The following is a 25,465-nucleotide window of genomic DNA, read 5'->3' as shown; positions in this document are numbered from 1 at the left end:
ATGGCGATATAAAGGCCAGCACGATGGATTGGGGGATAGTGGGGGGATGAACGCCATGACCACACGGCACAGAAGAGTATGACGGGGGAGGACCTGTTTGGCGCTGCACCGCCACCGCAGGAGGATACTCCCGCGCGTGCCGGTGGCAGACACACCCCGACCCAGCCGCTGGCGGACCGCCTGCGCCCGGCCTGTCTGGCTGATGTGGTGGGGCAGGGGCACCTGCTGGGGCCGGAGGGCACACTGACCCTTATGCTTGAGCGCGGCACCCTGCCCAGCCTGATCCTGTGGGGTGGGCCGGGGGTCGGCAAGACCACCATTGCCCGCCTGCTGGCACAGGCGGCAGGGTTGCGGTTCATGCAGATTTCGGCCGTGTTTTCGGGTGTTGCGGATCTTAAAAAAGCGTTCGATGCGGCGCGCAAGCTCGCTCAGGGCGGGATTGGCACGCTTTTGTTTGTGGATGAGATCCACCGCTTCAACCGCGCGCAGCAGGACGGATTTCTGCCCGTGGTGGAGGATGGCACCGTTGTGCTGGTGGGAGCCACGACAGAAAACCCCTCCTTTGCGCTCAACTCGGCTTTGCTCTCACGCTGTCAGGTCATGGTGCTGAACCGGCTGGATGACCCGGCACTTGAGGCCCTGCTTGCGCGTGCGGAGGAGGAGACAGGCCACCCCCTGCCCCTTACGGAGGACGGCCGCGCGACCCTGCGCGCCATGGCGGATGGGGATGGTCGCTACCTGCTGAACATGGTGGAGCAGGTGCTGAGCCTGAAGAACACAAAACCGCTGGATGCGCAGGCGCTGGCCCGGTTGCTGGCCAAAAGGGCCATTCTGTATGACCGGGACCGCGAGGAGCATTACAACCTTATTTCCGCCCTGCATAAATCACTCCGCGGGTCGGACCCCGATGCAGCCCTGTACTGGTTTGCCCGTATGCTCGAAGGTGGGGAGGACCCGCGTTATCTGGCCCGCAGGCTGACCCGGTTTGCAACTGAGGATGTGGGGATGGCCGACCCCAACGCGCTCCCGCTGGCCGTGGCTGCGTGGGAGACGTACGAGCGGCTCGGCTCCCCCGAGGGCGAGCTGGCTCTGGCCCAGCTTGTGGTGCACCTTGCCACCGCCCCCAAATCCAATGCGGCTTATAAGGCGTATGGCGCAGCGCGGCGTGCGGCCAAGGCGACGGGTAGCCTTATTCCCCCCGCCCATATTCTCAACGCCCCCACCCGGCTGATGCAGGATATTGGCTACGGCAAGGGGTATGAATACGACCACGATGCGGAGGAAGGGTTCTCGGGGCAGAATTATTTCCCCGATGGTATGCGCCGCCAGACCTTTTATAATCCAACGGGTAGAGGCTACGAACGGGAGGTTAAACACAGGCTGGAAACATGGTCCCGCTTGCGGGAACGGCGCCAGTCGTGAATATCAGCGCATGAGTGTTGTCAATCTTACCGTGAGCGAGGACGAGGCCGGTATCCGCCTCGACCGTTATTTCCGCCGTCATTACCCGCACCTGACCCAGGGCGCGCTGCAAAAACTGTGCCGTACGGGCCAGATTCGCGTCGAGGGCAAGCGGGTGGATGCCTCCACCCGGCTGGAGCCGGGGCAGAGCGTGCGCGTTCCCCCCATTCCCATGGCCGCCAAGCCCGCGCGTGATGTGCCACGCCCGCTGGATGACAAGCTGGTGCGCGAAATCCAGCGCATGGTCGTCTATCAGGACAAGCACCTGATCGTGCTCAATAAACCCTCCGGCCTTGCCGTGCAGGGTGGTCCGGGCATTACCCGCCATGTGGACATGATGCTTGATGGCCTGCGTGAAAACCCCGAGGACCCGCGCCCAAGGCTTGTCCACCGGATCGACCGGGACACGTCCGGTCTGCTGCTGTTGGCCAGAACCCCCGGTGTTGCTGCCAAGCTGGCTGCGGCCTTCCGTGGGCGGGATGTTAAAAAAACATACTGGGCAGTTGTTGTTGGCAGGCCTGACCCCCTTTCGGGCGAGATTGACCAGCCTCTGGCCCGCCTTGGCGCAGGCCCGGGAGCCATTACAGTAGCCGCCGACCGTAAGGATGAGGACGCACAGTCCGCCCGCACGGTGTACGAGGTACTGGATTCGGCAGCCCGCAAGTTCTCATGGCTCGGGCTTTCCCCGCTTACGGGGCGCACGCACCAGTTGCGCGTGCATTGCGAGTCTTTGGGAACCCCCATTCTGGGTGATCCCAAATATGGTGGCGCTACGGCGCATCCTTCGGGCTTTACCGACCAGTTGCACCTGCATGCGCGTGAGCTGGATATGCCACACCCTGCTGGCGGCAGGCTGGTTGTCAGCGCGGAACTCCCCCCCCATATGCGCGAGACCTTCCGCGCTCTGGGCTTTACACCCGGCACAACGCCCCCCCCTGCGCGCAAGGGCGGCTGAGCGGCAACAAAACCTGCGCGGGAGAAAACCAGACATGCGTCTTAAATGGAAAATCGGCCTGCTCGCGGGTGTTGTGGCTGTTGCTGTCGGGGGCGGGACAATTTTTTCCGCAACGCAGGACGCAACATGGCTCAAAACCCGGCTGTGTGATGCTGTGGAGCAGGGTACGGGGCGGCACCTGAGCATTGGTGCGCTGCATGTCTGGGTTCTGCCTTTCCCTTGGGTGGAGGCGCAGGATGTGCGCCTGTCCGGGGTGGATAACGCGGGGCCGGATGCGCTGGTGGTTCGGCAGGTGCGGGCGCGGCTTGCCCTTATGCCGCTGTTCTCCCACCGTATTGCGTTGCGTGATGTGAGCGTGGTTGGCCCACAACTGACCCTGCGCCGTCTGGCCGATGGGCGGGCAGACTGGCTGCTTACGCCGCCATCTCCGCCCGAGCAGGCGGGCGCAAGCACTCCCTCCGGTCCGGTGCATATGCACTGGAATGTGGGCGTGACGGACCTGAGCATCAGTCAGGCACAGGTGACGTGGGAGGACGCGCAGACCCACCACTCCGGCACGTTTGCCCTGAACCGTGCAACAATACGCGGGCTGGATGGCACTACCCCCGACATGGACATACAGGGGCAGAAGGGGGGCGCGAGCTTTACCCTTAGCGGGCAGACAGGCCCACTCTGGCCGCTGGGCGCACAATTGCCCCTGCAACTGCGCCTGAGTTTGAACAATGGTGGGCACTCCATCGGGCTTGCTCATCTGGACGGGGTTATCAATGCCCCCGGGGCCGAGCGGGTGTATGCCCTGCATCTGGGTGGCTCTGTGGGCCAGATACAGGATTTGAACGCTTTTTTCCCGCATGCCAGCCTGCCGGATGGGCAGAACCTTTCGGTTGATCTGAGTGTGGGTGGCAGTGGGGATGCACCGCAACTGCAAAGCCTGCATGTGCGCGCGGGCCGGGTGGATGTGGGGCGTTGGCTCCCACAGGCCGCTCTGGCGCGCGTGGTCGTGGACGCCCCAGCCCCCACAGACCCGCTGAGCGTACATGTGGAGGGGCAACTGGGTGACCAGCCCATTGGCATAAACGGAACAGCAGGCACTCTGGCGCAGCTTGTGCCCATGCAGCCACAGGCCGAAGCTCCGGTGGATCTGGCGTTAACGCAGGGTGGCTCGTCCATGCAGGTCAAGGGGGTGCTGAGCACGACCCACTCCGCGCTGGATGTGCAGGGGCGGCTGGAGCACCTGAGTTTTGGCCAGCAGTGGCCAGACGCCACAGGGCTTGCCGTGACCGGTCATGTAGAAAGCGGAAAAACGCAGTTTCTTTACAAAAACCATGGGTTGGCCGATGTGCTGAACGCCCTCGCCCTGACGGGGGACGTGCAGGTGCAGGCCATGAACTGGCAGGGCGTTGCGTGGTCGCAGGTGCAGACCCATGTGGTGCTGGGCAATGGCCGTCTGGCGCTGGACCCGATCCATGCCGTAGGGAATGGCCAGCAGCAGGTGGCCCGCCTTGTGTATGATATTTCTGGCTCGCAGCCTGTGGTGGAGGCATCTGCCCGCTCCGTATTCCTGCCACTGGCTGTGGTGCAGGCGTGGATGCATGTTGCACCCGACATGCACGGCACGGTGCAGCTTGTGGGGGCGCTTTCGGCTCAGGGCGAAAATGCGCAGCAGCGCAGTAACACTCTGACAGGCCACCTTGGCGCATCTGTGGTGGATGGCAGCGTGGGCAGCACATTGCTGCGCCGGATGCTGGGGCCACAGGTGCCCGTCAAGGGGCAGATGCCCATCCGCTGCTTTGGTCTGCATACCCAGTTTGCCAATGGTGTTGCCCATATTGACCAGCTGGGGCTGGAGAGTGATTTTCTGCACCTGCGGGGGCAGGGTACGGTGACGTTGGCCACGCATGAGCTGAACATGCAACTGGCCCCACAGGTGTTGCTGGGTGGGGCGTCTGCATCGTCCTCCCTGCATGTGACCGGGGTATGGAATAACCCGCAGGTCAGTATGGCCGCGGCAGGAGACGGGCGCTTCGGCATTACCATTGGCGGTGGTGGCGGGGATGATGCCACGTCCTGCACAGCACTTCTTGCGGCTGCGCGGGAAGGGGCGGATGGCCCGACCCCGACTACGGTGGCCAAAAAAGCCAGCAGGGAGGAAAAAATCATGAATATGCTGCACGGTCTGGGGCTGTTCCGGTGAGCGGGGGCACGACCGGTATGCCTGCCCGTGCGCCAGCGGGGCGCAAACGATTCTGGAAGCAGGCCCAGCTAGTTCCGCAGGACGGGGCTTATGCTGTGGAGCTGGATGGGCGCTGCGTACGCCTGCCCGGCAAAACGGCCCTGTGTGTTCCCTCCCGCGCGCTGGCAGAGGCTCTTGTGGCCGAATGGCAGGCGGCCGGGCAGGAGGGGGGAGGCTACTTTACCCCGGATGACCTGCCTTTGACCGGTATTGCAGGGTCCATGCTCGAGCGTATTCCGCAGGCGCGGGATGGTGTGCTGGAGAGTCTGCTGGCTTACGCCAACAGCGATCTGGTCTGCTACCGCGACGGTGCGCAGGGCAAGCTGGCAGCCCAGCAGGCAGCATTGTGGGACCCGTGGCTGGCATGGCTTGGCAAAACCTATGGGGTTGCCTTCCACACGACGCACGGGGTTATGCCCATCCGCCAGTCCGGGCAGGACCTGCAGGCGCTTGGCGCGGCTATGCAGAGCATGACAGATGCCCAACTGGCTGTGCTGGGGGTGGCTGTGCCTGCGCTGGGCAGTCTGGTGCTGGGGCTGGCCCTGCTGGGGGGCGCTGCGGTGGAAGAACTGGTTGCCTGCGCCACGGTGGATGAACGCCACCAGATAGCCATATGGGGGCAGGATACCGAGGTCACGGACCGCATTGCCAGTATGCAGATGGAGCTGGAAACAGCAGCACGGTTTGATGCGTTAACACGCCAGGCGTAAGCGCTGGCCCACCAATGCCTGTGTGCAGGGGGTGGGTCGTGTTGCGCGCACTTGGCGCATTGCTGTTTTTCTGGTCACATCAGGGAACGGCATCTGTTTTTGCAGGAGAGTAATCAGGTCATGAAGATCAGCAATGGTGTACTGGCTGCGGCACTGGTCGCGGGGCTTTCTCTCACTGGTCTGTCGGCTCATGCGGCAGGGCCGGGGGGTATGGGGGGCGGCATGGGTGTCGGCTCCACGTTTGGTGGTCCGGGTGGGAATGCGCTGGACGGGCTGGACCTGACCCGCAAGCAGCGCAACCAGATCGCAACCATCCTCAAGGAAGCGCACGATCAGGATCAGGCGCAGGACACGCAGGAGCAGTTTGAAAACCTGCATGCCCAGATAGAGGATCTGCTGAGCGCACCCGGCCCGCTGGATCAGGACAAAATTGCGCAGGTGCAGCAGCAGATGGCCGCCCTGCGGGCGGAGCGTGAGGCACGGCACCTCCAGACAGCAAGCCGGATTCATGATGTGCTGACCCCGGACCAGCTTGCCCAGATGCGCGACCGGCAGAAGCGCATCCATGCGCTGCTTGGGGAGTTGAATGCGTTGCAGCATCCCGCCCAGCAGATTTCTTCCGATACGCAGAAGAAGTAAAAACCAGAAGTTCCTTGACTCAGGGCGCGGTTGTGCCGTAAGCCCTGCAACAAATCAGGCCCGCCACTCCGCGAGTGTTCGCGCAGTGGCGCGTCTTGTTATGGGGTGTGTTGCTCTTGTTCGAAGCTCTATCAGGCAAGCTTTCCGGGGTTTTTGATGGTCTCGCCAAACGTGGCGCGCTGTCTGAAGCCGATGTGATGGAGGCCATGCGCGAAGTCCGTCTGGCCATGCTGGATGCGGACGTCGCGCTGCCTGTTGTCAAGGATTTCGTTAACAAGGTTAAAGAGCGCGCAGTCGGCCATGAGGTGCTGGAAAGCATTTCCCCCGGTCAGGCGGTCGCCAAGATTGTTAACGATGCCCTGATCGATGCGCTCGGTGGTGCGGGCGTTGCCCCGCTCAACCTGAGCGCCATTCCGCCCGTGCCTGTGCTTATGGTCGGGCTTCAGGGTTCTGGTAAGACCACAACTTCGGGCAAGCTGGCCCTGCGCCTTTCTACGCGTGAGCGTAAAAAGGTGCTTCTGGCCTCGCTCGATACCCAGCGCCCCGCCGCCCAGTTGCAGCTTGCCCAGCTTGCGCAGCAGGCGGGTGTTACTTCCCTGCCCATTATCGCAGGGCAGACGCCGGTGGAAATCGCCCTGCGCGCGCTCGATGTCGGGCGTAAGGAAGGGTATGACGTCGTTATCCTTGATACGGCGGGTCGTCTGTCCATTGACGAAGCGTTAATGGAGGAAGTCCGCCAGATCAGGGATGTAACACACCCGGCAGAAACCCTGCTGGTTGTGGACGCCATGACCGGGCAGGACGCGGTAAACACCGCCAAAGCGTTTAACGAGGCCGTGGGCGTGACCGGTGTTGTCATGACCCGTATGGATGGTGATGCGCGCGGTGGCGCGGCCCTGTCCATGAAGGCTATTACCGGCGCGCCCATCAAGCTGACCGGTTCGGGCGAAAAGCTGGACGCGCTGGATGAGTTCCATCCCGAGCGTGTGGCTGGCCGTATTCTGGGTCTGGGCGATATTGCCGGTCTTGTGGAAAAAGCGGCCGATACGCTGGACCACGAGGAAGGCGAGCGTCTGGCCCAGCGCATGATGGCTGGCAAGTTTGATCTGGATGACTACGCATCCCAGATCCGTCAGATCAACAAGCTTGGTTCCATTTCCGGTATTCTGGGAATGTTGCCGGGTATGGGTAAGGTCAAGGAAGCGCTGGGGGACAAGGACCTTGATACGTCCGTCCTCAAGACGCATCTGGCCATTATCGGTTCCATGACCCGTGGTGAGCGCCGCGCGCCGGGGATCATCAAGGCATCGCGCAAAAAGCGTATTGCCGCAGGGTCGGGAACAACAGTTCAGGACGTCAACAAGCTGCTCAAGCAGTTCGACATGATGTCCACCATGATGAAGCGTTTTAACAAACTGGGCGTGAAAGGTCTCATGCGCCAGGGAATGTCTGCGCTCATGCCTAAGGGAATGGGTGGAGGTCCTCCGGGTGGTCCCGGTGGTTCTCCCTTCCGCTGATGCGGCCTGTTTCTGCCTAAGTTTTCCGGGTTTTGTTTTTCGGTCTGGAGTATTCCGAATGAGTGTTAAAATTCGTCTTGCCCGCGCTGGTGCCAAGAAGCGTCCTTACTACCACATTGTTGTGGCCGACAGCCACAGCCCGCGCGATGGCCGCTTTATTGAAAAAGTGGGTGCATACAACCCGATGCTGCCGTCCGACCATGCTGAACGCGTGCGTCTGGTCAGCGAGCGGATCACGCACTGGCTCTCCCAGGGTGCGCAGCCGACCGATCGTGTTGCCCGCTTCCTTGGTAACGCTGGCCTGATCGCCAAGCCGAGCTACAACGAGCAGCCCAAGCAGTCTGCTCCGAAGAAGAAGGCACAGGAACGTGCAGCCGCTGCCGCTAAAGCAGCAGAAGCCGCAGCCTGAGCTGAACCGAATCAGCCATGCAGCCTGACCTGATCCTGATTGGTGTTGTAGGTAAACCGCATGGAGTGCGCGGCCTTGTGCGCGTGCATTCCTACGCGGCAGACGCTGCGGCGCTGGAGGATTATGCGGTTCTGCAGGATACGCAGGGTCGTACATGGTCGCTGCGCTGGTGCGGCGCGGATGGCGTTGCCGAGATAAAAGACGCGGATGGTAAGCCGCTGGCGGACCGGACTGCGGCGCAGGCGTTGGTGAATACCCGCCTGTATGTGCCGCGCTCCAGCCTGCCTGAGCCAGAGGAAGAAGAATTCTACCACGCCGATCTGATCGGTATGGAAGCGTTCGAAAAAGGTCTTTCTCTGGGGCGTGTCATCATGGTGCATGATTACGGTGCCGGTGCCAGCCTTGAACTGAGCGATGGTTCCCTTATCCCCTTCACCAAGGCCTGCGTGCCGGAAGTGCGGCTGGATGAGCGGAGCGTTGTGATTGTTCGTCCCGAGGAAATTGCGGGGGAAGAAGGGCGTGGCGTTGGCAAGCGGCAGACGGGGGTGCCAGCATGAGTTGGCAGGCAACCGTTGTCACACTCTTCCCGGACATGTTTCCGGGGCCTTTGGGGCAGTCCCTTGCGGGGCGTGCGCTGGAGAACGGGGTGTGGTCATGCCGTACCGAAGACCTGCGTGAGCATGGTCTGGGCCGCCATCGCGCTGTGGATGATACGCCGTTTGGTGGTGGTGCAGGTATGGTAATTCGCCCGGATGTGGCGGATGCTGCTCTTGCGGCAACACAGGCCGGTGCCAACATTCCGCGTGTATATCTTACGCCACGGGGGCGCCCATTAGCGCAGGCCGATGTGCGGCGTTATGCGGCAGGGCCGGGTGTCATGCTGCTGTGTGGCCGGTTTGAAGGAGTGGACGAGCGCTTTTTGCAGGCGCGGGGTGTCGAGCAGGTTTCCATCGGGGATTATGTCCTCTCGGGTGGAGAAACTGCGGCTCTGGTTCTGCTGGATGCGTGTGTGCGTCTGCTCCCCGGTGTAATGGGGAGTGAACAGAGCGGCGTTGAGGAAAGTTTTTCCGACGGGCTGCTTGAGTACCCACATTATACCCGTCCGGCCGTATGGGATGGGCATGAGGTGCCGGAAGTTCTGCTTTCGGGCAACCATGCCGCCATAGCACGGTGGCGGCAGGCGCAGGCTGAAGAGACAACGCGGGAAAGAAGGCCGGATCTGTGGTCTGCCTGGCTGGCTCGCAAGAATGGAAACAGGACTGAAGCTGTGGGCGGGGCCACACAGGCAGACCTAGGGGTTTGAGAAGGATACCGATATGAACATTATCCAGCAGTACGAAGCTGCAGAAATTGAACGTCTGACAGCCGCACGCGCAGTGCCCGTTTTTGATGCAGGTGACACCGTGCGTGTTTCCGTGCAGGTCAAGGAAGGCGAGCGCGTTCGTCTTCAGGCATTCGAAGGCGTTGTGATCGCCCGCTCCAACAAGGGCCTGAACAGCAACTTTACGGTGCGCAAGATTTCCAACGGCGAAGGTGTGGAACGCGTGTTCCCGCTGTATGCCCCGACCGTGGCCGAAATCAAGGTTGTGCGTCGTGGTAAAGTGCGTCGCGCAAAGCTGTACTACCTGCGTGGCCGTAGCGGCAAGTCTGCCCGTATTGCAGAACGTCCGCGTGACGTTGCTGCTCCGGCAGCAGCAGGCTAAAAGCCACAAGGCTTTTGGGCACGATGCCAGGCATGGCTTGTGTGAACCCGACTGGTCTGTGGCCAGTCGGGTCTTTGTGATAAAACAGGGTGTGTGCAGCAGCTATTCCGTGCTGTTGACACAGATATAAAGGTAAGGAGGATGCGCATGGCTGCGCGTACGTTGTTCGACAAGATCTGGGACGATCATGTCGTGGAAACCCTTCCGGACGGCACCTCCATTCTTTATATCGACCGGCACCTTGTCCATGAGGTCACCAGCCCACAGGCGTTTGAGGGCCTGCGTCTGGCCGGGCGCAAACTGCGTCACCCGGAGCGGACCGTGGCCGTTGTGGACCATAACGTGCCCACATCCGACCGGAGCCAGCCGATTGAGGAAGCGGAAAGCCGCAACCAGATCGAAACGCTCGAACGCAATGTGAAGGAATTTGGTGTTCCTTATTTTCCGCTCCTGTCTTCCAATCAGGGCATTGTGCATGTGGTTGGGCCGGAGCAGGGCATTTCCCTGCCGGGGATGACCATTGTGTGCGGTGACTCGCATACCTCCACGCATGGCGCACTTGGGTCTTTGGCATTTGGCATCGGCACGTCCGAGGTCGAGCATGTCATGGCAACGCAGACCATTCTGCAACGCCCGGCCAAGAACATGCGCGTAAACGTGGAAGGCACGCCCGGTGCAGGCGTTTCGGCCAAGGACATCATGCTGGCCATTATCGGCCATATTGGCACGGCTGGTGGCACGGGCCACGTTATAGAATTTGCCGGTTCGGCCATTCGCGGGCTGGACATGGCAGGCCGCATGACCATCTGCAACATGGCGATCGAGGCCGGAGCCCGCGCAGGTCTGGTGGCCCCGGATGAGACCACGTTTGAATACGTGCGCAACCGCCCCTTCGCCCCCAAGGGCGAGGCCTTTGATCAGGCTGTGGCATACTGGAAGACCCTTGCATCTGACGAGGGCGCGCATTTTGACCGTGAAGTGACCCTGCGGGCAGAAGACATTGGCCCAACCCTGACATGGGGCACCAGCCCCGAGACGGTTCTGGCCATTACCGATACTGTGCCCGACCCTGCGCAGGAAACGGACGAGGCTGTAAAAGCCCAGATGCAGCGCATGCTTGACTACATGGGGCTTAAGGCCGGGCAAAAAATTGCTGGCACCCCTGTGGATGTGGTGTTCATCGGTTCCTGCACCAACAGCCGGATAGAAGACCTGCGCATGGCGGCCCAGATTGCCGCAGGGCGCAAGGTTGCTCCGGGTGTGCGCGCCATGATCGTTCCCGGTTCGGGCAACGTCAAACGTCAGGCCGAGGAAGAAGGGCTGGACCGTATTTTTCTGGATGCGGGGTTTGAATGGCGGGAGGCCGGGTGCTCCATGTGCCTTGGCATGAACCCTGACCGCCTGACCCCCGGCCAGCGTTGCGCATCCACCTCCAACCGTAATTTTGAAGGGCGGCAGGGGCCGGGTGGACGCACGCATCTGCTCTCCCCCGCCATGGCTGCGGCTGCCGCAGTCACGGGTTGCCTGACCGATGTGAGGGAGTTGGCATAATGGAAAAGTTTGTCACGCTGTCTGCTGTTGCTGCGGCTCTGCCGGAAGCCAATATTGATACGGACAAGATTATTCCTGCCCGGTTTTTAAAAACCACCCAGCGCACGGGCCTTGGCAAGCATGCGTTTGACGCCATGCGCTACCTGCCCGATGGCACGGAAAACCCGGACTTTGTGCTCAACCAGCAGCCTTGGCGCAAAGCCGAGATTCTGGTCACGTACGACAATCTGGGGTGTGGCTCCTCGCGCGAGCATGCGCCGTGGGCGTTGCTTGATTTTGGCATCCGCTGCGTGATTGCGCCGTCTTTTGCCGATATTTTCTTTAACAACTGCTTCAAGAACGGCATCCTGCCCATTCGTCTCCCGCGGGAGGTCTGCGATGAGCTGATGGGCGATGCCCAGATGGGCAGCAACGCGCGCCTTACGGTGGACCTGCCGCGTCAGGTGGTCATTCGCCCGGATGGGGAGGAAGTCCCGTTTGAGATTGACGCCTTCCGCAAGCACCTGCTGCTCGAAGGGCTGGATGATATTGGCCAGACCCTGAACCATGAAGCCAGTATTGCGACGTTTGAAAAACGGCTCGATCAGGACAAGTCCTGGCTGCCGACCATTCATTTTGACTGAACAGACCCATACGGAGCACCGCTATGACAGACCCCAAGCAGCCCGTTAAACTTCTTGTCCTGCCCGGAGACGGCATCGGCCCCGAAGTTGTGCGCGAAGTCGGCCGGATTATTGCATGGCTGGAAAAAAATCGTGGCCTGACGTTTGAACTGACCGAAGATCTGGTGGGCGGTGCGTCTCTGGCCGAATACGGCGTGCCTATCCGTGATGAAGTGATTGAAAAAGCATGGGCGGCAGACGCCGTGCTGTTTGGCTCGGTGGGGGACCCCAAATGGGGGCATGTCGGTTTTGACAAGCGCCCCGAGGTGGCCATTCTCAAACTGCGGCAGGAACTGGGGCTGTTTGCCAACCTGCGCCCCGCCAAGGTGTTTGACGCACTGGTGGACAGCAGCACGCTCAAGCCCGATGTTGTGCGCGGTCTGGACATTATGATCGTGCGTGAGACGGTAGGGGGCATCTACTTTGGCAACCCGCGTGGGATTGAAACCCTGCCCGATGGTTCCAAGCGTGGCATCAATACCGAAGTATACACCACCTCGGAAATCCAGCGCGTTGCCCGCGTTGCATTCGATCTGGCCCGCAAGCGCGACAACCGCGTCTGCTCGGTAGAAAAATGCAACGTGATGGAAAGCGGGCTGCTGTGGAAAGAGGTCGTGACCGATGTGCACGCCCGCGAGTTCGCCGATGTGGAACTCTCCCACATGCTGGCCGACAATTGCGCCATGCAGCTGGTGCGCAACCCGCGCCAGTTTGACGTGCTGGTAACGGGCAACCTGTTTGGGGACATTCTGTCCGACCTTGCCTCCATGCTCACAGGTAGCCTTGGCATGCTGCCTTCCGCCACACTGGGGGCAGAGCAGGCCGATGGTCGCCGCCCGGCGCTGTATGAGCCAATCCATGGCAGTGCGCCAGATATTGCAGGCCAAGGCATTGCCAACCCGATTGCGCAGATTCTCTCCTTTGCCATGCTGCTGCGTTATTCGCTGAACATGCAGGCCGAGGCGGATATGATCGAGCAGGCCGTCTCCAACGTGCTGGCCAGTGGCCTGCGTACGGCAGACATTATGGCCGAAGGGATGGCCCGCGTTGGCACGTCCGTTATGGGCGAAGCCATTGTGCGTGAGCTGGACAAACTTCAGGCCAGCTAGAACGGGTAAAATACTGTTCCAAAAAAGTCGCCCACAGCATTGTGTGGCGGCTTTTTTAATGCTTGCTGCAACAAAAGCTGTGGGGCAGGGGAGGTATGGGCAAACAAAAAGGCCGGTACCCAGCGGGCGACCGACCTTTTATGTCTGCAAAACAGGAGGAGGCTGAATTAGAAGCCTTCGCGTTCCAGACGCTTCCGTTCCATTTTGCGTGCGCGACGCACGGCTTCAGCCGCTTCACGCGCTTTGCGTTCGGACGGCTTTTCAAAGTGCCGACGCAGTTTCATTTCACGGAAGATGCCTTCGCGCTGCATTTTTTTCTTGAGCGCTTTAAGAGCCTGATCGACATTGTTGTCACGGACTAGAACGTGCACTTGGTCACTAACCCCTGTTTCAAAAAAATCCGGTAACCCGGTTTTTGGGAAGCCATTATGGAAGGAGATCCGCGTTACCCTTCCGGGCTGCCGATTCCACTGTTGGCGGTTTCTATAACACGGCCTTAAGACAAGATACAATTCGTTCTTGCGTATCAGAACCGCACTTCCGTGTGTTTTATTGTGGTTGTGCATAAAAACAGGACAACAAACAGCATGTCGGTTCTTGCCATTGCCCGTATGGGCCATCCGGTTCTGTTGCAGCGCGCGGCTGAGGTGGAAGATATGAACACACCGCAGATCAGGGATCTGTTGCAGAACATGCGCGAAACCCTGACCCAGAGCGGGGGTGTGGGGCTTGCCGCCCCGCAGGTCTATGTGCCTTTGCGGATATTCCTCTACTCGGTTCCACCAGCGCGCAGTGAGGGGGAGGATGACCCGCCCCGCCCCGTACAGGTGCTGATAAACCCCACGATCGCGCCCGATGGCACGGAGATGATGCCACGGCTGGAGGGATGCCTGTCCATTCCCGGTTTTAGGGGGGAGGTCCCGCGTTACCGCCGTGTGCGCTATAGCGGGTGGGATGAGCATGGCGCGCGGGTGGAAGGTGTGGCTTCCGGCTTTTGCGCCAATGTCATGCAGCATGAAATGGATCATCTGGACGGAATCCTCTATCCCATGCGTATGACGGATATGGCCCGCTTTGGTTTTGAGGCGGAAATCACACGGTATGGGGTAAAAGCATGAGCGCACTGCCGGGAAAACTGGAACAGACACTTTCTCTGGCGGTGGCCACACTGGCTGTGGGCGTTATGCCCACCCCCATGGAGCGGGATGCAGAACGCGACCAGGCGTTGCGCAAGCTTGCGGCCGTTGCGGGGGAGTGCGGGTGGAGTATGCACACACTCCGGTCCGTAGCCGGGCCGAATGCAGACCTTCTGTTCCCCGCAGGGGTGGTGGAAGTGGTGGAGGCATGGTCCGACCTGTGTGACCGCACCATGCTTGAAGCCATGCAGGACACATTTGAGCCCAGACTGAGCCAGAGGGTCCGGCAGGCCATTCTGCTGCGCCTTCCCCCAGATGAGCAGCGGCGGCTTGCCGCGCAGCGGGGTATGGCGGTGTTCATGTCCATACGGGGGCAAAAGGCTTTTCGCCGGTCATGGGTGCGTACGGTCAACGCCATATGGCAGGCCGCTCAGGATGATTCGACGGGCCTGACCTATGTGAGCAAAAGGCTGACGTTGGGTGGCCTGTATGCCTCGGTTTTTCTGTACTGGCTGAGCCGGGGGAGTGATTCTGCCGGTTTGGAAGCATTTGTGGACAGGCGGCTGGCCGATGTGCTGCGCATCGGGCGGCTTAAGGCCCGTTTTGGCGGGGCGGCTGCAAAACCAGAATCCGTGGCAGGATAGACACCGTCATGGCCATGCCCTCATCTCATGAACGGGCAGGCACGGACCTGCTTTTTCTGCGCGAAGAAAGCCTGAGACTGGCGCAAACGCTCATGTTTCTGGCCACGCGGGATATGGCGGAAGCTGTAGCCCCGGTGCTGGAGGAGGACGGTCTGGGCCGCGCGCATTACCGTGTGTTGCAGGTGCTGGCTTTTAGCCCGGGTATTCCGGTCAGCCGTTTGCAGGACATTCTGGGTGTGACCAAGCAGAGTCTTGGCCGCACATTGCAGGAGCTGGACGCGCGAGCCTACCTCCAGAGCAGCGTGGGGCGGCAGGACAGGCGGCAGAAGCTTCTGTGCTTGAGCCCCGAGGGCAAGGCGGCCGAAGCCCGGCTGTTTGCCGTTATCCGCCACAGACTGGTCGCTGCCTACCGGGAGGCAGGAGGCGCTGCGGTGGAAGGGTTCCGGCGTGTTATAGGTGGTATGTTGTCCGAGCACAGCAGGGAACTGCTGAGTGAAGAGGGCGCAGGACGAAGGGAAGGGCGTTGATATGTCTGAGCACGTAACCGGCACCGAGGCTGAGGTCGCATCCCACGTCATGGTGGTGGATGATGATCCGCGCCTGCGCCGCCTGCTCCAGCGCTATCTGTTCGAGCATGGGTTCCGGGTCAGTGTTGCGGCCAATGCGACCGAGGCGCGGCATACGCTGGAGGGGATTCAGCCCGATGCCCTTGTGCTGGATGTAACCATGCCCGGGGAGAACGGGCTGGAGCTGACCCGTGCGCTGCGCGAGTCCGGGCAGGACCTGCCCATTTTGCTCCTGACCGCACGGGGCGAGCCAGAGGACCGGATTACCGGGCTGGAGGCGGGCGCGGATGATTATCTGGGCAAGCCGTTTGAGCCACGGGAGCTTTTGTTGCGGCTCAAGGCGCACCTTAGGCGGCACCAGCCCCCGCCGCCGACGGATAACCTGCGTATTGTCCGGCTGGGTGACAAGGAATTTGACCCCGTAAGGCTGCTGCTTAGTGGGCCTGCGGGCAATATCCACCTGACTGGTGGAGAGGCGGCTCTGCTGTGTGTGCTGGCACGCAAACCGAACGAAACCTTCACGCGTGAAGACATAGCCAAAGCTTTGGATATGACCGAAATTGGCGAGCGCGCGGTAGATGTGCAGGTTACGCGCCTGCGCCGCTGCATAGAACCCGACCCGCGTGAGCCGCGTTTTTTGCATACGGTGCGTGGGCGGGGTTACGTGCTCAAGCCGGGGCTTTAGGCCAGTATGGGCAAGCGCAGGGGGTTCCGCCTTTTTCCGCGGGAGCGGTGGCGTGCGCTCCGGGTGGAAAAATCGGTCAGGCGTGTGCTGCCGCGCTCTCTGCTGGGACGGTCTTTGCTGATTGTTCTTTTTCCGCTGCTGATCACGCAGGGCATAGCGCTTGAGCTGTATTACGGTAATTTTCTCAGGGTTGTGTCCCGGCGGTTGACCAGTTCGGTTACGGCAGAAATCGTACTCTCCCTTAACGCGCTGGAACGGTTGAAAAATCCGGCGGACAAGGAATGGTTTGTCGCGCAGGCGCGTGAACAGTTGCAACTCATAGAGATATGGCGGCCGGGGGAAAAACTCTCCCGCGTAGGGTCCACGCATGTTCTGGGCCCGATGGATGATGACCTCGTGCGCTCCCTTAGTCAGGCAATCAGCTACCCGTTTTTTATCAGCTGGCGGCATTTCCACCACACGGTGCGCATTTACATTCAGTTACCCGATGGGGTGCTGGAGATTGATACACCGCGTAAACGGCTGGATATGGGGCAGATATGGCTGTTTGTCGCATGGACCGTGGGCAGTACCCTGTTGCTGTTTACCATTGCAGGGCTGTTCATGCGCAATCAGGTGCGGGCCATCCGGCAGTTGGCTCTGGCGGCGGAGCAGTTTGGTATGGGGCGCGACATTGGCCCCATACGCCCCGCAGGCGCGCAGGAGGTGCGTAAAGCCGCTGTGGCCTTTAACCGCATGCAGGACAGGATTACCCGCTTTGTCGGGCAACGTACGGGCGTTCTGGCGGGTGTTTCGCACGATCTGCGTACCCCGCTGACCCGCTTGAGGCTCTCTCTGGCCATGATGCCGCGGGAAGGAGCGGTCTGTGCCGAAGTCATGACCCAGGACCTGAATGAGATGATCGGCGATATTGCCGAAATGGAACATATGATTGACAGCTACCTCGCCTTTGCCCGTGGAGAGGGGTCGGAGAGTGTGCAGCGCGTTGAGGTGCAGCCTTTTCTGGAAGATGTGGTGTCCGCCGCGCGCCGTGCCAATGTGCATGTGCGCGCCGTGGTGGTGGAGCCGGGGCTCTTTGCGCACATGCGCCCGGATGCCATGCGCCGTGCGCTGGGGAACCTGTTCGACAATGCCCGCAGGCATGGCGCCAGTGTTGTGCTGAGCGCACGCGCTGTGGCGGGTGGGGTGAGCATTGTGGTGGATGATAACGGGCCGGGTATTCCACCGGAGCGGCGGGCAAAGGTGCTGCGTGCGTTTGAAAGCGGGCACGGTGGCGGCACAGGTCTGGGCTTGACCATTGCGCGCGATATTGTGCGTGCGCATGGGGGGGAAATGGAGCTGGAAAGTGCGCCCGAAGGCGGGCTGCGGGTCAGGCTGTACCTGCCGGACTAGTCGGTCATGCCAGCCTGCGGCTGTATGTTAGAGCGAGTTGCCCGAACCAAAGTGACCGGGGCCGGAGTTGCTGTTGAACATACCACCCTGCCCACCGGCAGCACCTGAACCCATCATATTCTGCATCGGGTTGTAGCGGCCGACATTGCCCAGAATCTGCTGGAGTGCGTTAATTTTGGTCCCCGGTGTGGGGGTGATCTGCTGGATCATGGCAACATGCTTGGCGTCCTTGCGGTTGAGCGTGCGCATGCTTTCCAGCGTTCCGGCATTGTTGAACTTGAGGACAACAAGGTCCTGTTTGATAACGCCGGGAAAATCCATGGGTACCAGATGGGTGGTCATGGAAATATAAATCCACGTGTTATCGTCAAACGCGCCTTTGGTGGTGGGGGAGCCCATAACGTCCAGCGCGTCAGCGCGGGTGCTGGTGCCGGGTTCAAGCTGGCCGTATTCTTCCGGCTCAAGAATGGAGCCACGCGGCGTTGGGGTGGGGCCAAAAACCTGACAGCCAGAAAGCACAAGAACGGTGGCGAGCGCCCCACAGGCACTTTTAAGGCGCGTCATCTTGTTCGTGCGTGGCGGCGTCATCTGGTCAGGGTGTCCCAAACGTAAGATTGTGATCCATGATCGTCATCCAACTGGCAACGGCCATTTCTGTCCGATGCCCCAACGCTTGCGAGGCGTCAATTGCTGAATGGCAAAAATACGGGCTTTGTTGGCTCCATCTATCAGTCCTTACTCCATAAAGTCACGCTTGTGTGGTAGATTGTGCGCACGGTGAGCAGGCACTTTGTCCCGAGTGTGCCCCGTCTGCGTGTTTCAGCGTTACATCAGGAGACTTCCATGACCGAAAAACCAGAATTTTTTCGCCCTCTGGCCGTGCGCCGAATCGGAATGCTGGGTACGGATATGACTGTGGAAGCCACGCCGGATGAATGTGGCAAAGTGGCCCGGCGGCTGGGGTTGCAGGACGTGGCCATGCTCCGCTGCCGCTACCGGCTTAAAGATGATGGTCGGGGCGTTGTGACGGCCGAAGGGGCAATGGCCGTCCGTTTTACGCAGACCTGCGTTGTCAGCATGGAAGCGTTTGAGGACATGATGGCCGGATCGTTTGTTGTCCGCTTTGTGCCCGCAGCACAGTTTGTGGAGCCCGACGTGCCTGATATGGACGCGATTGATGAAATTCCGTATGACGGGCAGGACATTGATCTGGGGGAGGCTGTTGTTGAGCAGTTTGCCCTTGATCTGGAGCCTTATCCTCATGCGCCGGATGTTGCTCTCCCCCCCGGTCTGATCATGGATGAGGAGGAGGCAGACCGTCTTGGTCTTGCGGAAGAGGCCGAGAAAAAGGCCAGTCCGTTTGCCGGTCTGGCGCGCTGGCGGGGCGGAAACGCATAACTGCCCATGCGCGTCTGTGGGGTTTTCTTTTAGGATTGCTTGCGAAAACGCTTGCTGTCTGCTAGAGGCCGCGGCTCAGTGCTGGTGTTAAACCTGTTATGTCGTCTGGGTGCGTGAATGCGTGGTCAGGCGTGTTGTTCAAACCATTTTTATGAGAAGGGGCTGGGCTTATGGCTGTACCCAAAAAGAAAACCTCGCCTTCACGTCGTGGCATGCGTCGCAGCCATGAAGCTCTGCGCGCAGAAGCTCATGCTGAATGTTCCAACTGTGGCGAACTGAAGCGCCCCCACAATGTTTGCAGTCACTGCGGTCATTATGACGGGCGTGAAGTGATTGCAGCAGGCAAGGCACTCAAGGTCGCCGTTCGCGCCTGATTTTTCAGGCGTGAGTTAACGCGTGCTGCATCCGTAGCACGCGGGGTAATGGGGGTAAGGCATCTGCGGCATGGCAGAGAAGCAGGCATGAGCAAGACCGAGATTCCAGAAAATTTTCCTTCCGATCCGAACGAGGTATTCAACCTTGCTGTGGATGGGATGGGGGGTGATGGGGCTCCGGAAGTGGTTGTTGCCGGGCTTGCCGTTGCCGCCGAACGGCACCGCAATATCAAGGTGCTTCTGATCGGGGATGAAGCGCGCCTGCTACCTTTGCTGGCGAAGTATCCCAAGGCTGCGTCCATATGCACGGTGTGGCATACGGATGTGTCCGTCTCCATGGACATGAAGCCAACATCCGCATTGCGGATGCGTCAGTCCTCCATGCGACTTGCCATGGACGCCGTGGCCAGTGGGCGCGCCCAAGGGGTTGTGTCCGCAGGCAACAGTGGCGCCATGCTGGCCTTGGCCAAAATTGTTATCAAAACATTACCCGGTATTTCCCGCCCGGCCATGGCCGCCATCAGCCCGACCATCAAGGGTGATGTTGTCATGCTCGACCTCGGGGCCAATGTGGCCTGTGACTGGCGCAATCTGGTGGAATTCGCGGTTATGGGCGAGGCATTTGCCAAGTCCGTACTGGGGCTGCCTGCGCCAACCATAGGTCTGCTCAATATTGGCGCAGAAGAACTCAAGGGTGATGAAAGGCTGCGCGTGGCGGCTGAAATCCTGCGCGAAAGTCCTCTTGCCTCGCAGTACCACGGTTTTGTGGAGGGGCATGATATTACCGCAGGCACCACAGACGTTGTGGTCACTGACGGATTTACAGGGAATGTTGCGCTGAAAACCGGCGAGGGTGTGCTTAAAATGGCCACAACCCTTTTGCGCCGGGTGTTCCAGCACGGGATTATTTCCCGCCTTGGTTATCTGCTCGTCCGCCCCGGACTGGAGCGGATGAAGGAATGGCTGGACCCACGCCGTTACAACGGTGCCGTTTTTGTGGGCCTGAATGGTGTGGTGGTCAAATCCCATGGCGGCACGGATGCCGAGGGCTTTGCCGCTGCGGTCGATGTGGCCATGGATATGGTCACGCATGGTTTTAACGAAAGCATTCGTGAGCGCCTTGCCCATATGGGGGCGTTGCTGATGCGCCCGCAGGTGGAGGAAGACTGCGCACCAGCCCTCCCGGTTTCCTGAATAGACGGAACGAATGTATTGCGTGCGCAGGCTGCAAGGCGGTTTGTGCTGGCGGATAATGAAAGAACGGTCATGGCGAAACGTTCGCTTCTGGTGGGTTTTGGTGGATTTCTGCCAGAAAGAGTTGTCACGAACGAAGAGCTGGCAACCCGGCTGGCCACATCGGATGAGTGGATCAAAACCCGCACCGGCATTACCCGCCGCCATCTGGCTGGCCCAGATGACAGTGCAACAAGCATGGGGGCCGAGGCTGCACGCCGGGCGCTCGACTACGCCGGGCTGAGTGCTGATGATATTGATGTGGTGCTTGTGGCCACATCCACGCCCGATCAGGCTTTTCCCGCAACAGCGGTTCGTATTCAGGCTGCTCTGGGCATGACCCACGGGTTTGGGTTTGATATTGCGGCTGCCTGTTCGGGTTTTATTTTTGCACTGGCAACAGCAAATTCCTTCATCCGCTCCGGGCAGGTGCGCAACGCGCTGGTTATTGGTAGCGAGGTGTATTCGCGCATTGTGGACTGGCAGGACAGGGGCACCTGCGTCCTGTTCGGTGATGGGGCAGGGGCGGTTGTTGTCTCTGCCTCTGATGACGAATCCGGTACGCGGGGCATTTTATCCACCCATCTGCATTCCGATGGTACAACGGGTGACCTGTTGTACGTGGACGGCGCAGTGGGCCAGCCAGACAAAAGTGGACACCTGAAAATGAGCGGGCGCGATGTGTTCCGCCATGCCGTTGCCAAACTGTCCTCCTCTGTGGACGAAGCCCTTCAGGCAGAAGGGCTGAGCTACGCGGATGTGGACTGGCTTGTGCCGCATCAGGCCAATATCCGGATTATTGAAGGTGTGGGCAAAAAGCTGGGCCTGCCTGCCGAGCGTGTGGTTGTGACCGTTGACCGGCACGCCAATACCTCAGCCGCTTCCATTCCTCTTGCGCTGGATGAAGCCGTGCGTGATGGCCGGATTCAGAAAGGCGAACTGGTGCTGATGGAGGCTCTGGGGGGCGGTTTGACCTGGGGCTCAGTGCTGGTACGCCTGTAACCAGCTGATAACAGACAGGTGACATCATTGTGAATGAATTGACGCGCCGCACAGGCGTGTTACCTTTCTTCACATGGAAACTGTCACACGTGCATCTTTGATAGAGCAGATCTATCAGCAGGTAGGGTTGTCTCGTAAAGAGTCGTCTGTGCTCCTAGAAGATGTTCTGGAGACAGTCATGCAGGCGCTTGAGCGGGGCGAAAGTGTCAAAATCAGCGGTTTTGGCACGTTCTCAGTCCGTAAAAAGGGGCAGCGCTGCGGGCGCAACCCCAAAACAGGGGAAGAAGTGCCTATTCTTCCCCGCTCCGTTCTGGTGTTTCGCTCCAGCCAGTTGCTAAGAGGCGAAGTCAACCATGAGGAGACAGAGCCGGGAGTCGAGTATGACGATTGATGGCACATCCATCCCCCATGACGATGAGCATGACGTGCCAGATGCTGGCACGGATGTTCTGGAGTCGGGTGGGCTGGAAAAAGGCCCCCACGCATTCCGGACCATTAGTGAAGTCGCGGATGAGCTGCATGTTCCCCAACATACCCTGCGTTTGTGGGAGACGCAGTTCCAGCAGGTACGCCCCCTGAAGAGAGGGGGCGGACGGCGGTATTACAGGCCCGATGATGTGGTGCTGCTCGGCCGTATTGCTGACTTGCTCTATAATCAGGGTTACACCGTTAAAGGTGTGCAGCGCCTGCTGCGCGAAGGAGCTTTGGTCAGTGTGCCGTCACCCGGAGTTGCGGACGGTGCGGTGGAGCAGGACTCCTCTGCGCTGGTGGTGCACACTCCGGTGGAACACTCCGTGACCGAAGACTCGATAGTTGGGGATTACCAACAGGTCGAGGCTGTGGCTGCCGAATTGCCAGCGGCTATTGAGGCTGGTCTGGAAGAGGCGCTTGTTGCGGTTATGGGGCAGAACATCCGTTTGCGCGCCGACCTTGCCGATGTGCTGGTCGAGCTTGAGGCCATGCGCCGCAAGATTTTGGCCTGATTGATAAAAAAGGCAAAAAAAACAGTTTGAGTGGGTTGCTCCCTGCCCAAGGGGCTGCTACATACCCCTCACACTTAACGGGCAGTAGCGCAGTCTGGTAGCGCATCAGTCTGGGGGACTGGGGGTCGTGGGTTCGAATCCCGCCTGCCCGATATTTTTTCCGAAAATGTGAATGCTAAATAACCCCTCTTGGGGGAGGAAATGCAAAAGTCTTTTCAGACTTCTGCATTGTTTCCGTATGTCCAGCGCCGCCAGATCAGGTTGAGGGCGGCCATGGCAGCGGGGCCAATAAACAGGCCGATCAGCCCCCACATTTCTGCACCCCCCAGAATACCAAGCAGCACCCACAGGAAAGGCAGCTTGGTTGTGCCGCCAATCAAGGTGGGGCGGACAAAGTGGTCAGCGACAAAAATAACCGTTGCACCAATACAGAATGTCACAATGGCTGCAACAGATGCGCCAGAAACCAGAATAAGCAGGGACACAAGACTAATCGCGATCATGGCGCAAAAAGGGATCATGGCGGCTACAGCAGTCATGACGCCAAACAGGGCAGGGTGTGGCGCATGGGCAAAAAGATAGACAAGGCCCATCAGCACACCTTCGCCAATGCCGACCAGAACCAGCCCCTGCACAGAACCATGGATGGAAGCCACAATCTGGCGGGCTATGCTTTCCCCCCTACGGCCAAAGGCCCGGCTTGAAGCAACGCGGCATTGCCGAATAACCGAAACACCATCCTTGTAGAGGAAAAACAGGGTGAGGATAGAAAAGCAGAACAGCGTACCCCGGTGCGCAATCTGGCTCCCTAACGCGCGGGTGACCATAACGCCCTTGTTATCCAGCGCCCCCAGCAGGCCCGAGACATCACGCGGGTTGGACAGGTGCGTCTCCCACAGATGTGTAACGGTTGTGGCCCCCACAGGTAATTGCTGAAGAACCTCTGGAACCGGGAGGCCGAATTTACGGGCATGGTCCAGCCATTCCAGAGCACTCTGTGCCTCTCCAATGGCTTCAAGCGTGAACAGGGTCAGGGGTATGACAAACAGAAGGGCCATAACCGCTGTAAACAGGAGTGGCAGCAAAGTGCCGCGGGCCGCATTAGGCCACATACGGCACGCGCCGCTGTAAAGGGGCCATGTGGCAATGGCAAAAACGCCGCCCCATGCCAGAGCGGGCAAAAAGCCCTGTATGGTGTATAGGGCCATACCCACAATAAAAAGAGCCAAGAGACTGCGCGCCATTTCCTGCCCCCGCTTGGAGCGTTGGCTGGCCTTTATAAGGCCACAACGCTGGTGAGCAGGCACTAATGAAGATGGGGGCGTATTGGGCATGCGCGATGTGTCTTTCCAATGGTTCTGTTTTGTGCAGACCGCTCTTTATGTTCTGGGGGCAGCATACTGTGTTGTGGGTGAATAATATAGCGTATCCGATACACCCCCATATGCGGGACAAAGGGTGAGTGGGTAATTGGCAGTATCTTTTTCCAGATTTATCTCTAGTGTTCCGCTGCTTGCCTGCACATTCAAAGCGGATACCCCATGCTCAGAAATTTTCTGACAGTCGGCGGCTGGACCATGCTCAGCCGTATTCTTGGACTGGTACGCGACCAGCTTCTGGCCGCCTTTATGGGCGCTGGCCCCTTGCAGGATGCGTATCAGGTCGCCTTCCGCCTGCCCAACATGTTTCGTCGTCTGTTCGGCGAGGGCGCATTTAACGCTGCTTTTGTCCCTATGTTCTCCACCGTTATGGTGCAGGAGGGGCGCGATGAAGCACGGCTGTTCGCGCGCCGTACACTCGGGGTCATGCTGGCATGGCTGGTGTTTTTGTGTGTGCTGGGCGAGGTGTTCATGCCGCAGGTTCTGCGGGTGATTGCACCGGGGTTTTTACAACATGGCGATCGTTATGCCATGGCGGTCAGCCTGAGCCGTATTACCTTCCCCTATCTGGTGATGATCTGTGCGGCGGCTCTGCTGGCAGGGGTGCTGAATGGCCTGCACAGATTTGGCATGGCATCCGCTGCCTATCTGGCCTTCAATGTGGTGGGTATTCTTGCCATTGTTGGTGCGTCTCCCTTCTTCCCGACTGTGGCGTATGCAGCGGCATGGGGGGTTACGGTTTCGGGCGTTGTGCAACTGGGGCTGCTGGCCTGGGCGTGTGAGAAGGCGGAGTTCGGCCTTATGCCTTTATGGCCCAGCCTGACGCCGCGCATCCGTCTGCTGTTGCGCCGTATGGTACCCGGCCTTATCGGGAGTGGCGTTGGCCAGATCAACCTGACCGTGGACACCATTATTGGCACCTTGCTGCCTGCGGGAAGTGTTTCGCTCATGTATTTTGCTGATCGGATTAACCAGTTGCCGCTTGGCGTACTGGGGGCGGCTGCGGGTACAACTCTTCTGCCGGTGCTGACAAGGCATCTGAGTGCTGGCGATATACAAGGTGCGCACAGAGCGCAGAACCGCTCGGTGGAATATGTTATCCTGCTGACCCTGCCAGCGGTTGCCGGGTTGCTGGTCCTTGCAGGCCCAATCATGATCGTGCTGTTCGGGCACGGGTCTTTTACCGAGCATGACGCGCTTTTGTCTGCTCAGTCCTTGCGGGCTTATGCTGTGGGCTTGCCTGCGTTCATTCTGGTCAAGGTGCTTTCCCCCGCATTTTTTGCGCGTGGAGATACACGGACCCCGGTGTACGTAGGCATAGGCGTGCTTGTGTTGAACTTTGTGCTCAATCTGCTGTTTATGAAGCCTTTGGCGCATGTGGGGCCACCTTTGGCCAGCAGTATTACGGCATGCGTCAACGTAGCGTTGCTGGTTGTACTGCTACTGCGCAAAAATGCACTGGTTGTGTATGGGACAACCCTGTCACACATGGGGCGGGTGTGCCTTGCGGCTGTTGTTATGGGGCTGGGTCTTTGGGGTGTGGGGTGCATGGTAACGCTCCCAGCCATTTTTGTGACCAGAGCTGTCTGGCTGACAGGTATGGTTATGGGGGGCGCAGTCTTTTACGCGGTACTTCTGCATGTTTTTGGCGTAGCGGACCTGCCGGATATGCTTGCCCGTATTCGGGGGCGACTGCGCCGCAGGGCGGGATAAAGTAGGGAAGA

Annotated in this window: 28 protein-coding genes and 1 tRNA gene; 26 read left to right on the top strand and 3 right to left on the bottom strand. The window is 59.8% G+C overall.

Going from position 1 to position 25,465, the window contains the following annotated elements:
• Window positions 1-78: 78 nt before the first annotated feature.
• The 13 genes from HK26_RS00495 (at window position 79) to leuB (ending at window position 12,949) form a co-directional block, all read left to right on the top strand.
• Window positions 79-1,422, top strand: a complete 1,344-nt coding sequence (locus HK26_RS00495; RefSeq protein ID WP_086637981.1) for a replication-associated recombination protein A — start codon at window positions 79-81, stop codon at window positions 1,420-1,422.
• Between the two features lie 10 nt (window positions 1,423-1,432).
• Entirely contained in the window at window positions 1,433-2,416 is a 984-nt protein-coding gene (locus HK26_RS00490; RefSeq protein WP_086637980.1) for an RluA family pseudouridine synthase, read from the top strand.
• Window positions 2,417-2,450: 34 nt separating this feature from the next.
• Window positions 2,451-4,610 (top strand): AsmA family protein, encoded by a 2,160-nt coding sequence (locus HK26_RS00485; RefSeq protein ID WP_086637979.1) that lies wholly within the window; start codon window positions 2,451-2,453, stop codon window positions 4,608-4,610.
• Between the two features lie 17 nt (window positions 4,611-4,627).
• Window positions 4,628-5,359, top strand: coding sequence for an ATP12 family protein (locus HK26_RS00480; protein WP_086638036.1), 732 nt, complete (start codon window positions 4,628-4,630; stop codon window positions 5,357-5,359).
• Between the two features lie 120 nt (window positions 5,360-5,479).
• Window positions 5,480-5,998, top strand: a complete 519-nt coding sequence (locus tag HK26_RS00475; RefSeq protein WP_086637978.1) for a Spy/CpxP family protein refolding chaperone — start codon at window positions 5,480-5,482, stop codon at window positions 5,996-5,998.
• Window positions 5,999-6,114: 116 nt separating this feature from the next.
• On the top strand, window positions 6,115-7,515 hold the full coding sequence (gene ffh / locus HK26_RS00470; protein ID WP_086638035.1) for a signal recognition particle protein: 1,401 nt from the start codon (window positions 6,115-6,117) through the stop codon (window positions 7,513-7,515).
• A 58-nt stretch (window positions 7,516-7,573) separates the two neighbouring features.
• Window positions 7,574-7,924, top strand: coding sequence for a 30S ribosomal protein S16 (rpsP, locus tag HK26_RS00465; RefSeq protein WP_025826059.1), 351 nt, complete (start codon window positions 7,574-7,576; stop codon window positions 7,922-7,924).
• Window positions 7,925-7,941: 17 nt separating this feature from the next.
• Window positions 7,942-8,481 (top strand): ribosome maturation factor RimM, encoded by a 540-nt coding sequence (rimM, locus tag HK26_RS00460; RefSeq protein ID WP_025826061.1) that lies wholly within the window; start codon window positions 7,942-7,944, stop codon window positions 8,479-8,481.
• Window positions 8,478-9,227 (top strand): tRNA (guanosine(37)-N1)-methyltransferase TrmD, encoded by a 750-nt coding sequence (gene trmD, locus HK26_RS00455; protein WP_086637977.1) that lies wholly within the window; start codon window positions 8,478-8,480, stop codon window positions 9,225-9,227. Before rimM ends, trmD begins: the two co-directional genes overlap by 4 nt.
• 13 nt (window positions 9,228-9,240) lie before the next feature.
• Window positions 9,241-9,627, top strand: coding sequence for a 50S ribosomal protein L19 (gene rplS / locus HK26_RS00450; protein WP_086637976.1), 387 nt, complete (start codon window positions 9,241-9,243; stop codon window positions 9,625-9,627).
• Between the two features lie 147 nt (window positions 9,628-9,774).
• Complete coding sequence (gene leuC, locus HK26_RS00445; RefSeq protein WP_086638034.1) at window positions 9,775-11,178, top strand: 3-isopropylmalate dehydratase large subunit; 1,404 nt, start codon at window positions 9,775-9,777, stop codon at window positions 11,176-11,178.
• Window positions 11,178-11,801 carry a 3-isopropylmalate dehydratase small subunit gene (gene leuD, locus HK26_RS00440; protein WP_086637975.1) on the top strand — a complete coding sequence of 208 codons (624 nt, stop codon included), beginning with the start codon at window positions 11,178-11,180 and terminating at the stop codon, window positions 11,799-11,801. The genes leuC and leuD overlap by 1 nt, the downstream gene beginning before the upstream one ends.
• Before the next feature lie 23 nt (window positions 11,802-11,824).
• Window positions 11,825-12,949 carry a 3-isopropylmalate dehydrogenase gene (gene leuB / locus HK26_RS00435; protein ID WP_086637974.1) on the top strand — a complete coding sequence of 375 codons (1,125 nt, stop codon included), beginning with the start codon at window positions 11,825-11,827 and terminating at the stop codon, window positions 12,947-12,949.
• A gap of 167 nt (window positions 12,950-13,116) precedes the next feature.
• On the opposite strand, the gene rpsU is transcribed toward leuB, so the two are convergent.
• A complete protein-coding gene (rpsU, locus tag HK26_RS00430; protein ID WP_003623949.1) occupies window positions 13,117-13,320 on the bottom strand; it encodes a 30S ribosomal protein S21 in 204 nt (67 codons plus the stop codon).
• A 216-nt stretch (window positions 13,321-13,536) separates the two neighbouring features.
• Here rpsU and def point away from each other — a divergent pair, with 216 nt between their 5' ends.
• Genes def through HK26_RS00405 form a run of 5 tightly spaced genes read left to right on the top strand, consistent with a single transcriptional unit; the run spans window position 13,537 to window position 17,372 of the window.
• The gene (def, locus tag HK26_RS00425) at window positions 13,537-14,067 is read left to right on the top strand and encodes a peptide deformylase (protein WP_086638033.1); all 531 of its coding nucleotides are present in this window, start codon (window positions 13,537-13,539) and stop codon (window positions 14,065-14,067) included.
• A complete protein-coding gene (locus tag HK26_RS00420; RefSeq protein WP_086637973.1) occupies window positions 14,064-14,729 on the top strand; it encodes a ubiquinone biosynthesis protein COQ9 in 666 nt (221 codons plus the stop codon). The genes def and HK26_RS00420 overlap by 4 nt, the downstream gene beginning before the upstream one ends.
• Window positions 14,730-14,743: 14 nt before the next feature.
• Window positions 14,744-15,256 (top strand): MarR family winged helix-turn-helix transcriptional regulator, encoded by a 513-nt coding sequence (locus tag HK26_RS00415; protein WP_374188198.1) that lies wholly within the window; start codon window positions 14,744-14,746, stop codon window positions 15,254-15,256.
• A 1-nt stretch (window position 15,257) separates the two neighbouring features.
• A complete protein-coding gene (locus tag HK26_RS00410; protein WP_086637971.1) occupies window positions 15,258-15,980 on the top strand; it encodes a response regulator in 723 nt (240 codons plus the stop codon).
• 6 nt (window positions 15,981-15,986) lie between these two features.
• Entirely contained in the window at window positions 15,987-17,372 is a 1,386-nt protein-coding gene (locus HK26_RS00405) for an ATP-binding protein (RefSeq protein WP_086637970.1), read from the top strand.
• Between the two features lie 27 nt (window positions 17,373-17,399).
• Here HK26_RS00405 and HK26_RS00400 read toward each other — a convergent pair whose 3' ends face one another.
• Window positions 17,400-17,960 carry an outer membrane protein assembly factor BamE gene (locus HK26_RS00400; RefSeq protein WP_086637969.1) on the bottom strand — a complete coding sequence of 187 codons (561 nt, stop codon included), beginning with the start codon at window positions 17,958-17,960 and terminating at the stop codon, window positions 17,400-17,402.
• 255 nt (window positions 17,961-18,215) lie between these two features.
• Here HK26_RS00400 and HK26_RS00395 point away from each other — a divergent pair, with 255 nt between their 5' ends.
• The 7 genes from HK26_RS00395 to HK26_RS00365 all read left to right on the top strand — a co-directional run bounded on the left by HK26_RS00395 (window position 18,216) and on the right by HK26_RS00365 (window position 22,514).
• Entirely contained in the window at window positions 18,216-18,770 is a 555-nt protein-coding gene (locus HK26_RS00395; protein ID WP_086637968.1) for a DUF177 domain-containing protein, read from the top strand.
• A 170-nt stretch (window positions 18,771-18,940) separates the two neighbouring features.
• The gene (gene rpmF, locus HK26_RS00390; protein ID WP_048852785.1) at window positions 18,941-19,144 is read left to right on the top strand and encodes a 50S ribosomal protein L32; all 204 of its coding nucleotides are present in this window, start codon (window positions 18,941-18,943) and stop codon (window positions 19,142-19,144) included.
• A gap of 87 nt (window positions 19,145-19,231) precedes the next feature.
• Entirely contained in the window at window positions 19,232-20,338 is a 1,107-nt protein-coding gene (gene plsX / locus HK26_RS00385) for a phosphate acyltransferase PlsX (protein ID WP_086637967.1), read from the top strand.
• Window positions 20,339-20,410: 72 nt separating this feature from the next.
• The gene (locus HK26_RS00380) at window positions 20,411-21,379 is read left to right on the top strand and encodes a beta-ketoacyl-ACP synthase III (RefSeq protein WP_086638032.1); all 969 of its coding nucleotides are present in this window, start codon (window positions 20,411-20,413) and stop codon (window positions 21,377-21,379) included.
• 37 nt (window positions 21,380-21,416) lie between these two features.
• Window positions 21,417-21,770, top strand: a complete 354-nt coding sequence (locus HK26_RS00375; RefSeq protein ID WP_257640801.1) for an integration host factor subunit alpha — start codon at window positions 21,417-21,419, stop codon at window positions 21,768-21,770.
• Window positions 21,760-22,362, top strand: a complete 603-nt coding sequence (locus HK26_RS00370; RefSeq protein WP_086637966.1) for a MerR family transcriptional regulator — start codon at window positions 21,760-21,762, stop codon at window positions 22,360-22,362. The genes HK26_RS00375 and HK26_RS00370 overlap by 11 nt, the downstream gene beginning before the upstream one ends.
• A 78-nt stretch (window positions 22,363-22,440) precedes the next feature.
• Window positions 22,441-22,514 (top strand) — tRNA-Pro (locus tag HK26_RS00365).
• 63 nt (window positions 22,515-22,577) lie between these two features.
• Here HK26_RS00365 and HK26_RS00360 read toward each other — a convergent pair.
• Window positions 22,578-23,696 (bottom strand): AI-2E family transporter, encoded by a 1,119-nt coding sequence (locus HK26_RS00360; protein WP_086637965.1) that lies wholly within the window; start codon window positions 23,694-23,696, stop codon window positions 22,578-22,580.
• A gap of 207 nt (window positions 23,697-23,903) precedes the next feature.
• Here HK26_RS00360 and murJ point away from each other — a divergent pair, with 207 nt between their 5' ends.
• Window positions 23,904-25,454, top strand: coding sequence for a murein biosynthesis integral membrane protein MurJ (murJ, locus tag HK26_RS00355; RefSeq protein WP_086637964.1), 1,551 nt, complete (start codon window positions 23,904-23,906; stop codon window positions 25,452-25,454).
• Window positions 25,455-25,465 lie beyond the last annotated feature (11 nt).

Origin of the sequence: Acetobacter okinawensis (assembly GCF_002153655.1) — a bacterium.
GTDB classification, from domain to species: Bacteria; Pseudomonadota; Alphaproteobacteria; order Acetobacterales; family Acetobacteraceae; genus Acetobacter; species Acetobacter okinawensis_A.
This window is presented reverse-complemented; position numbering and strand designations above follow the sequence as displayed.

Coding starts and splice junctions, on each gene's coding strand:
- rimM (WP_025826061.1), top strand. CDS start 7,942: ATGCAGCCTGACCTGATCCTGATTGGTGTTGTAGGTAAACCGCATGGA.
- HK26_RS00490 (WP_086637980.1), top strand. CDS start 1,433: ATGAGTGTTGTCAATCTTACCGTGAGCGAGGACGAGGCCGGTATCCGC.
- murJ (WP_086637964.1), top strand. CDS start 23,904: ATGCTCAGAAATTTTCTGACAGTCGGCGGCTGGACCATGCTCAGCCGT.
- rpmF (WP_048852785.1), top strand. CDS start 18,941: ATGGCTGTACCCAAAAAGAAAACCTCGCCTTCACGTCGTGGCATGCGT.
- leuB (WP_086637974.1), top strand. CDS start 11,825: ATGACAGACCCCAAGCAGCCCGTTAAACTTCTTGTCCTGCCCGGAGAC.
- trmD (WP_086637977.1), top strand. CDS start 8,478: ATGAGTTGGCAGGCAACCGTTGTCACACTCTTCCCGGACATGTTTCCG.
- leuD (WP_086637975.1), top strand. CDS start 11,178: ATGGAAAAGTTTGTCACGCTGTCTGCTGTTGCTGCGGCTCTGCCGGAA.
- HK26_RS00485 (WP_086637979.1), top strand. CDS start 2,451: ATGCGTCTTAAATGGAAAATCGGCCTGCTCGCGGGTGTTGTGGCTGTT.
- rplS (WP_086637976.1), top strand. CDS start 9,241: ATGAACATTATCCAGCAGTACGAAGCTGCAGAAATTGAACGTCTGACA.
- HK26_RS00360 (WP_086637965.1), bottom strand. CDS start 23,696: ATGCCCAATACGCCCCCATCTTCATTAGTGCCTGCTCACCAGCGTTGT.
- HK26_RS00405 (WP_086637970.1), top strand. CDS start 15,987: ATGGGCAAGCGCAGGGGGTTCCGCCTTTTTCCGCGGGAGCGGTGGCGT.
- HK26_RS00475 (WP_086637978.1), top strand. CDS start 5,480: ATGAAGATCAGCAATGGTGTACTGGCTGCGGCACTGGTCGCGGGGCTT.
- HK26_RS00370 (WP_086637966.1), top strand. CDS start 21,760: ATGACGATTGATGGCACATCCATCCCCCATGACGATGAGCATGACGTG.
- HK26_RS00420 (WP_086637973.1), top strand. CDS start 14,064: ATGAGCGCACTGCCGGGAAAACTGGAACAGACACTTTCTCTGGCGGTG.
- HK26_RS00410 (WP_086637971.1), top strand. CDS start 15,258: ATGTCTGAGCACGTAACCGGCACCGAGGCTGAGGTCGCATCCCACGTC.
- HK26_RS00380 (WP_086638032.1), top strand. CDS start 20,411: ATGGCGAAACGTTCGCTTCTGGTGGGTTTTGGTGGATTTCTGCCAGAA.
- HK26_RS00395 (WP_086637968.1), top strand. CDS start 18,216: ATGACCGAAAAACCAGAATTTTTTCGCCCTCTGGCCGTGCGCCGAATC.
- def (WP_086638033.1), top strand. CDS start 13,537: ATGTCGGTTCTTGCCATTGCCCGTATGGGCCATCCGGTTCTGTTGCAG.
- rpsP (WP_025826059.1), top strand. CDS start 7,574: ATGAGTGTTAAAATTCGTCTTGCCCGCGCTGGTGCCAAGAAGCGTCCT.
- HK26_RS00400 (WP_086637969.1), bottom strand. CDS start 17,960: ATGACGCCGCCACGCACGAACAAGATGACGCGCCTTAAAAGTGCCTGT.
- HK26_RS00495 (WP_086637981.1), top strand. CDS start 79: ATGACGGGGGAGGACCTGTTTGGCGCTGCACCGCCACCGCAGGAGGAT.
- HK26_RS00480 (WP_086638036.1), top strand. CDS start 4,628: ATGCCTGCCCGTGCGCCAGCGGGGCGCAAACGATTCTGGAAGCAGGCC.
- plsX (WP_086637967.1), top strand. CDS start 19,232: ATGAGCAAGACCGAGATTCCAGAAAATTTTCCTTCCGATCCGAACGAG.
- HK26_RS00415 (WP_374188198.1), top strand. CDS start 14,744: ATGCCCTCATCTCATGAACGGGCAGGCACGGACCTGCTTTTTCTGCGC.
- leuC (WP_086638034.1), top strand. CDS start 9,775: ATGGCTGCGCGTACGTTGTTCGACAAGATCTGGGACGATCATGTCGTG.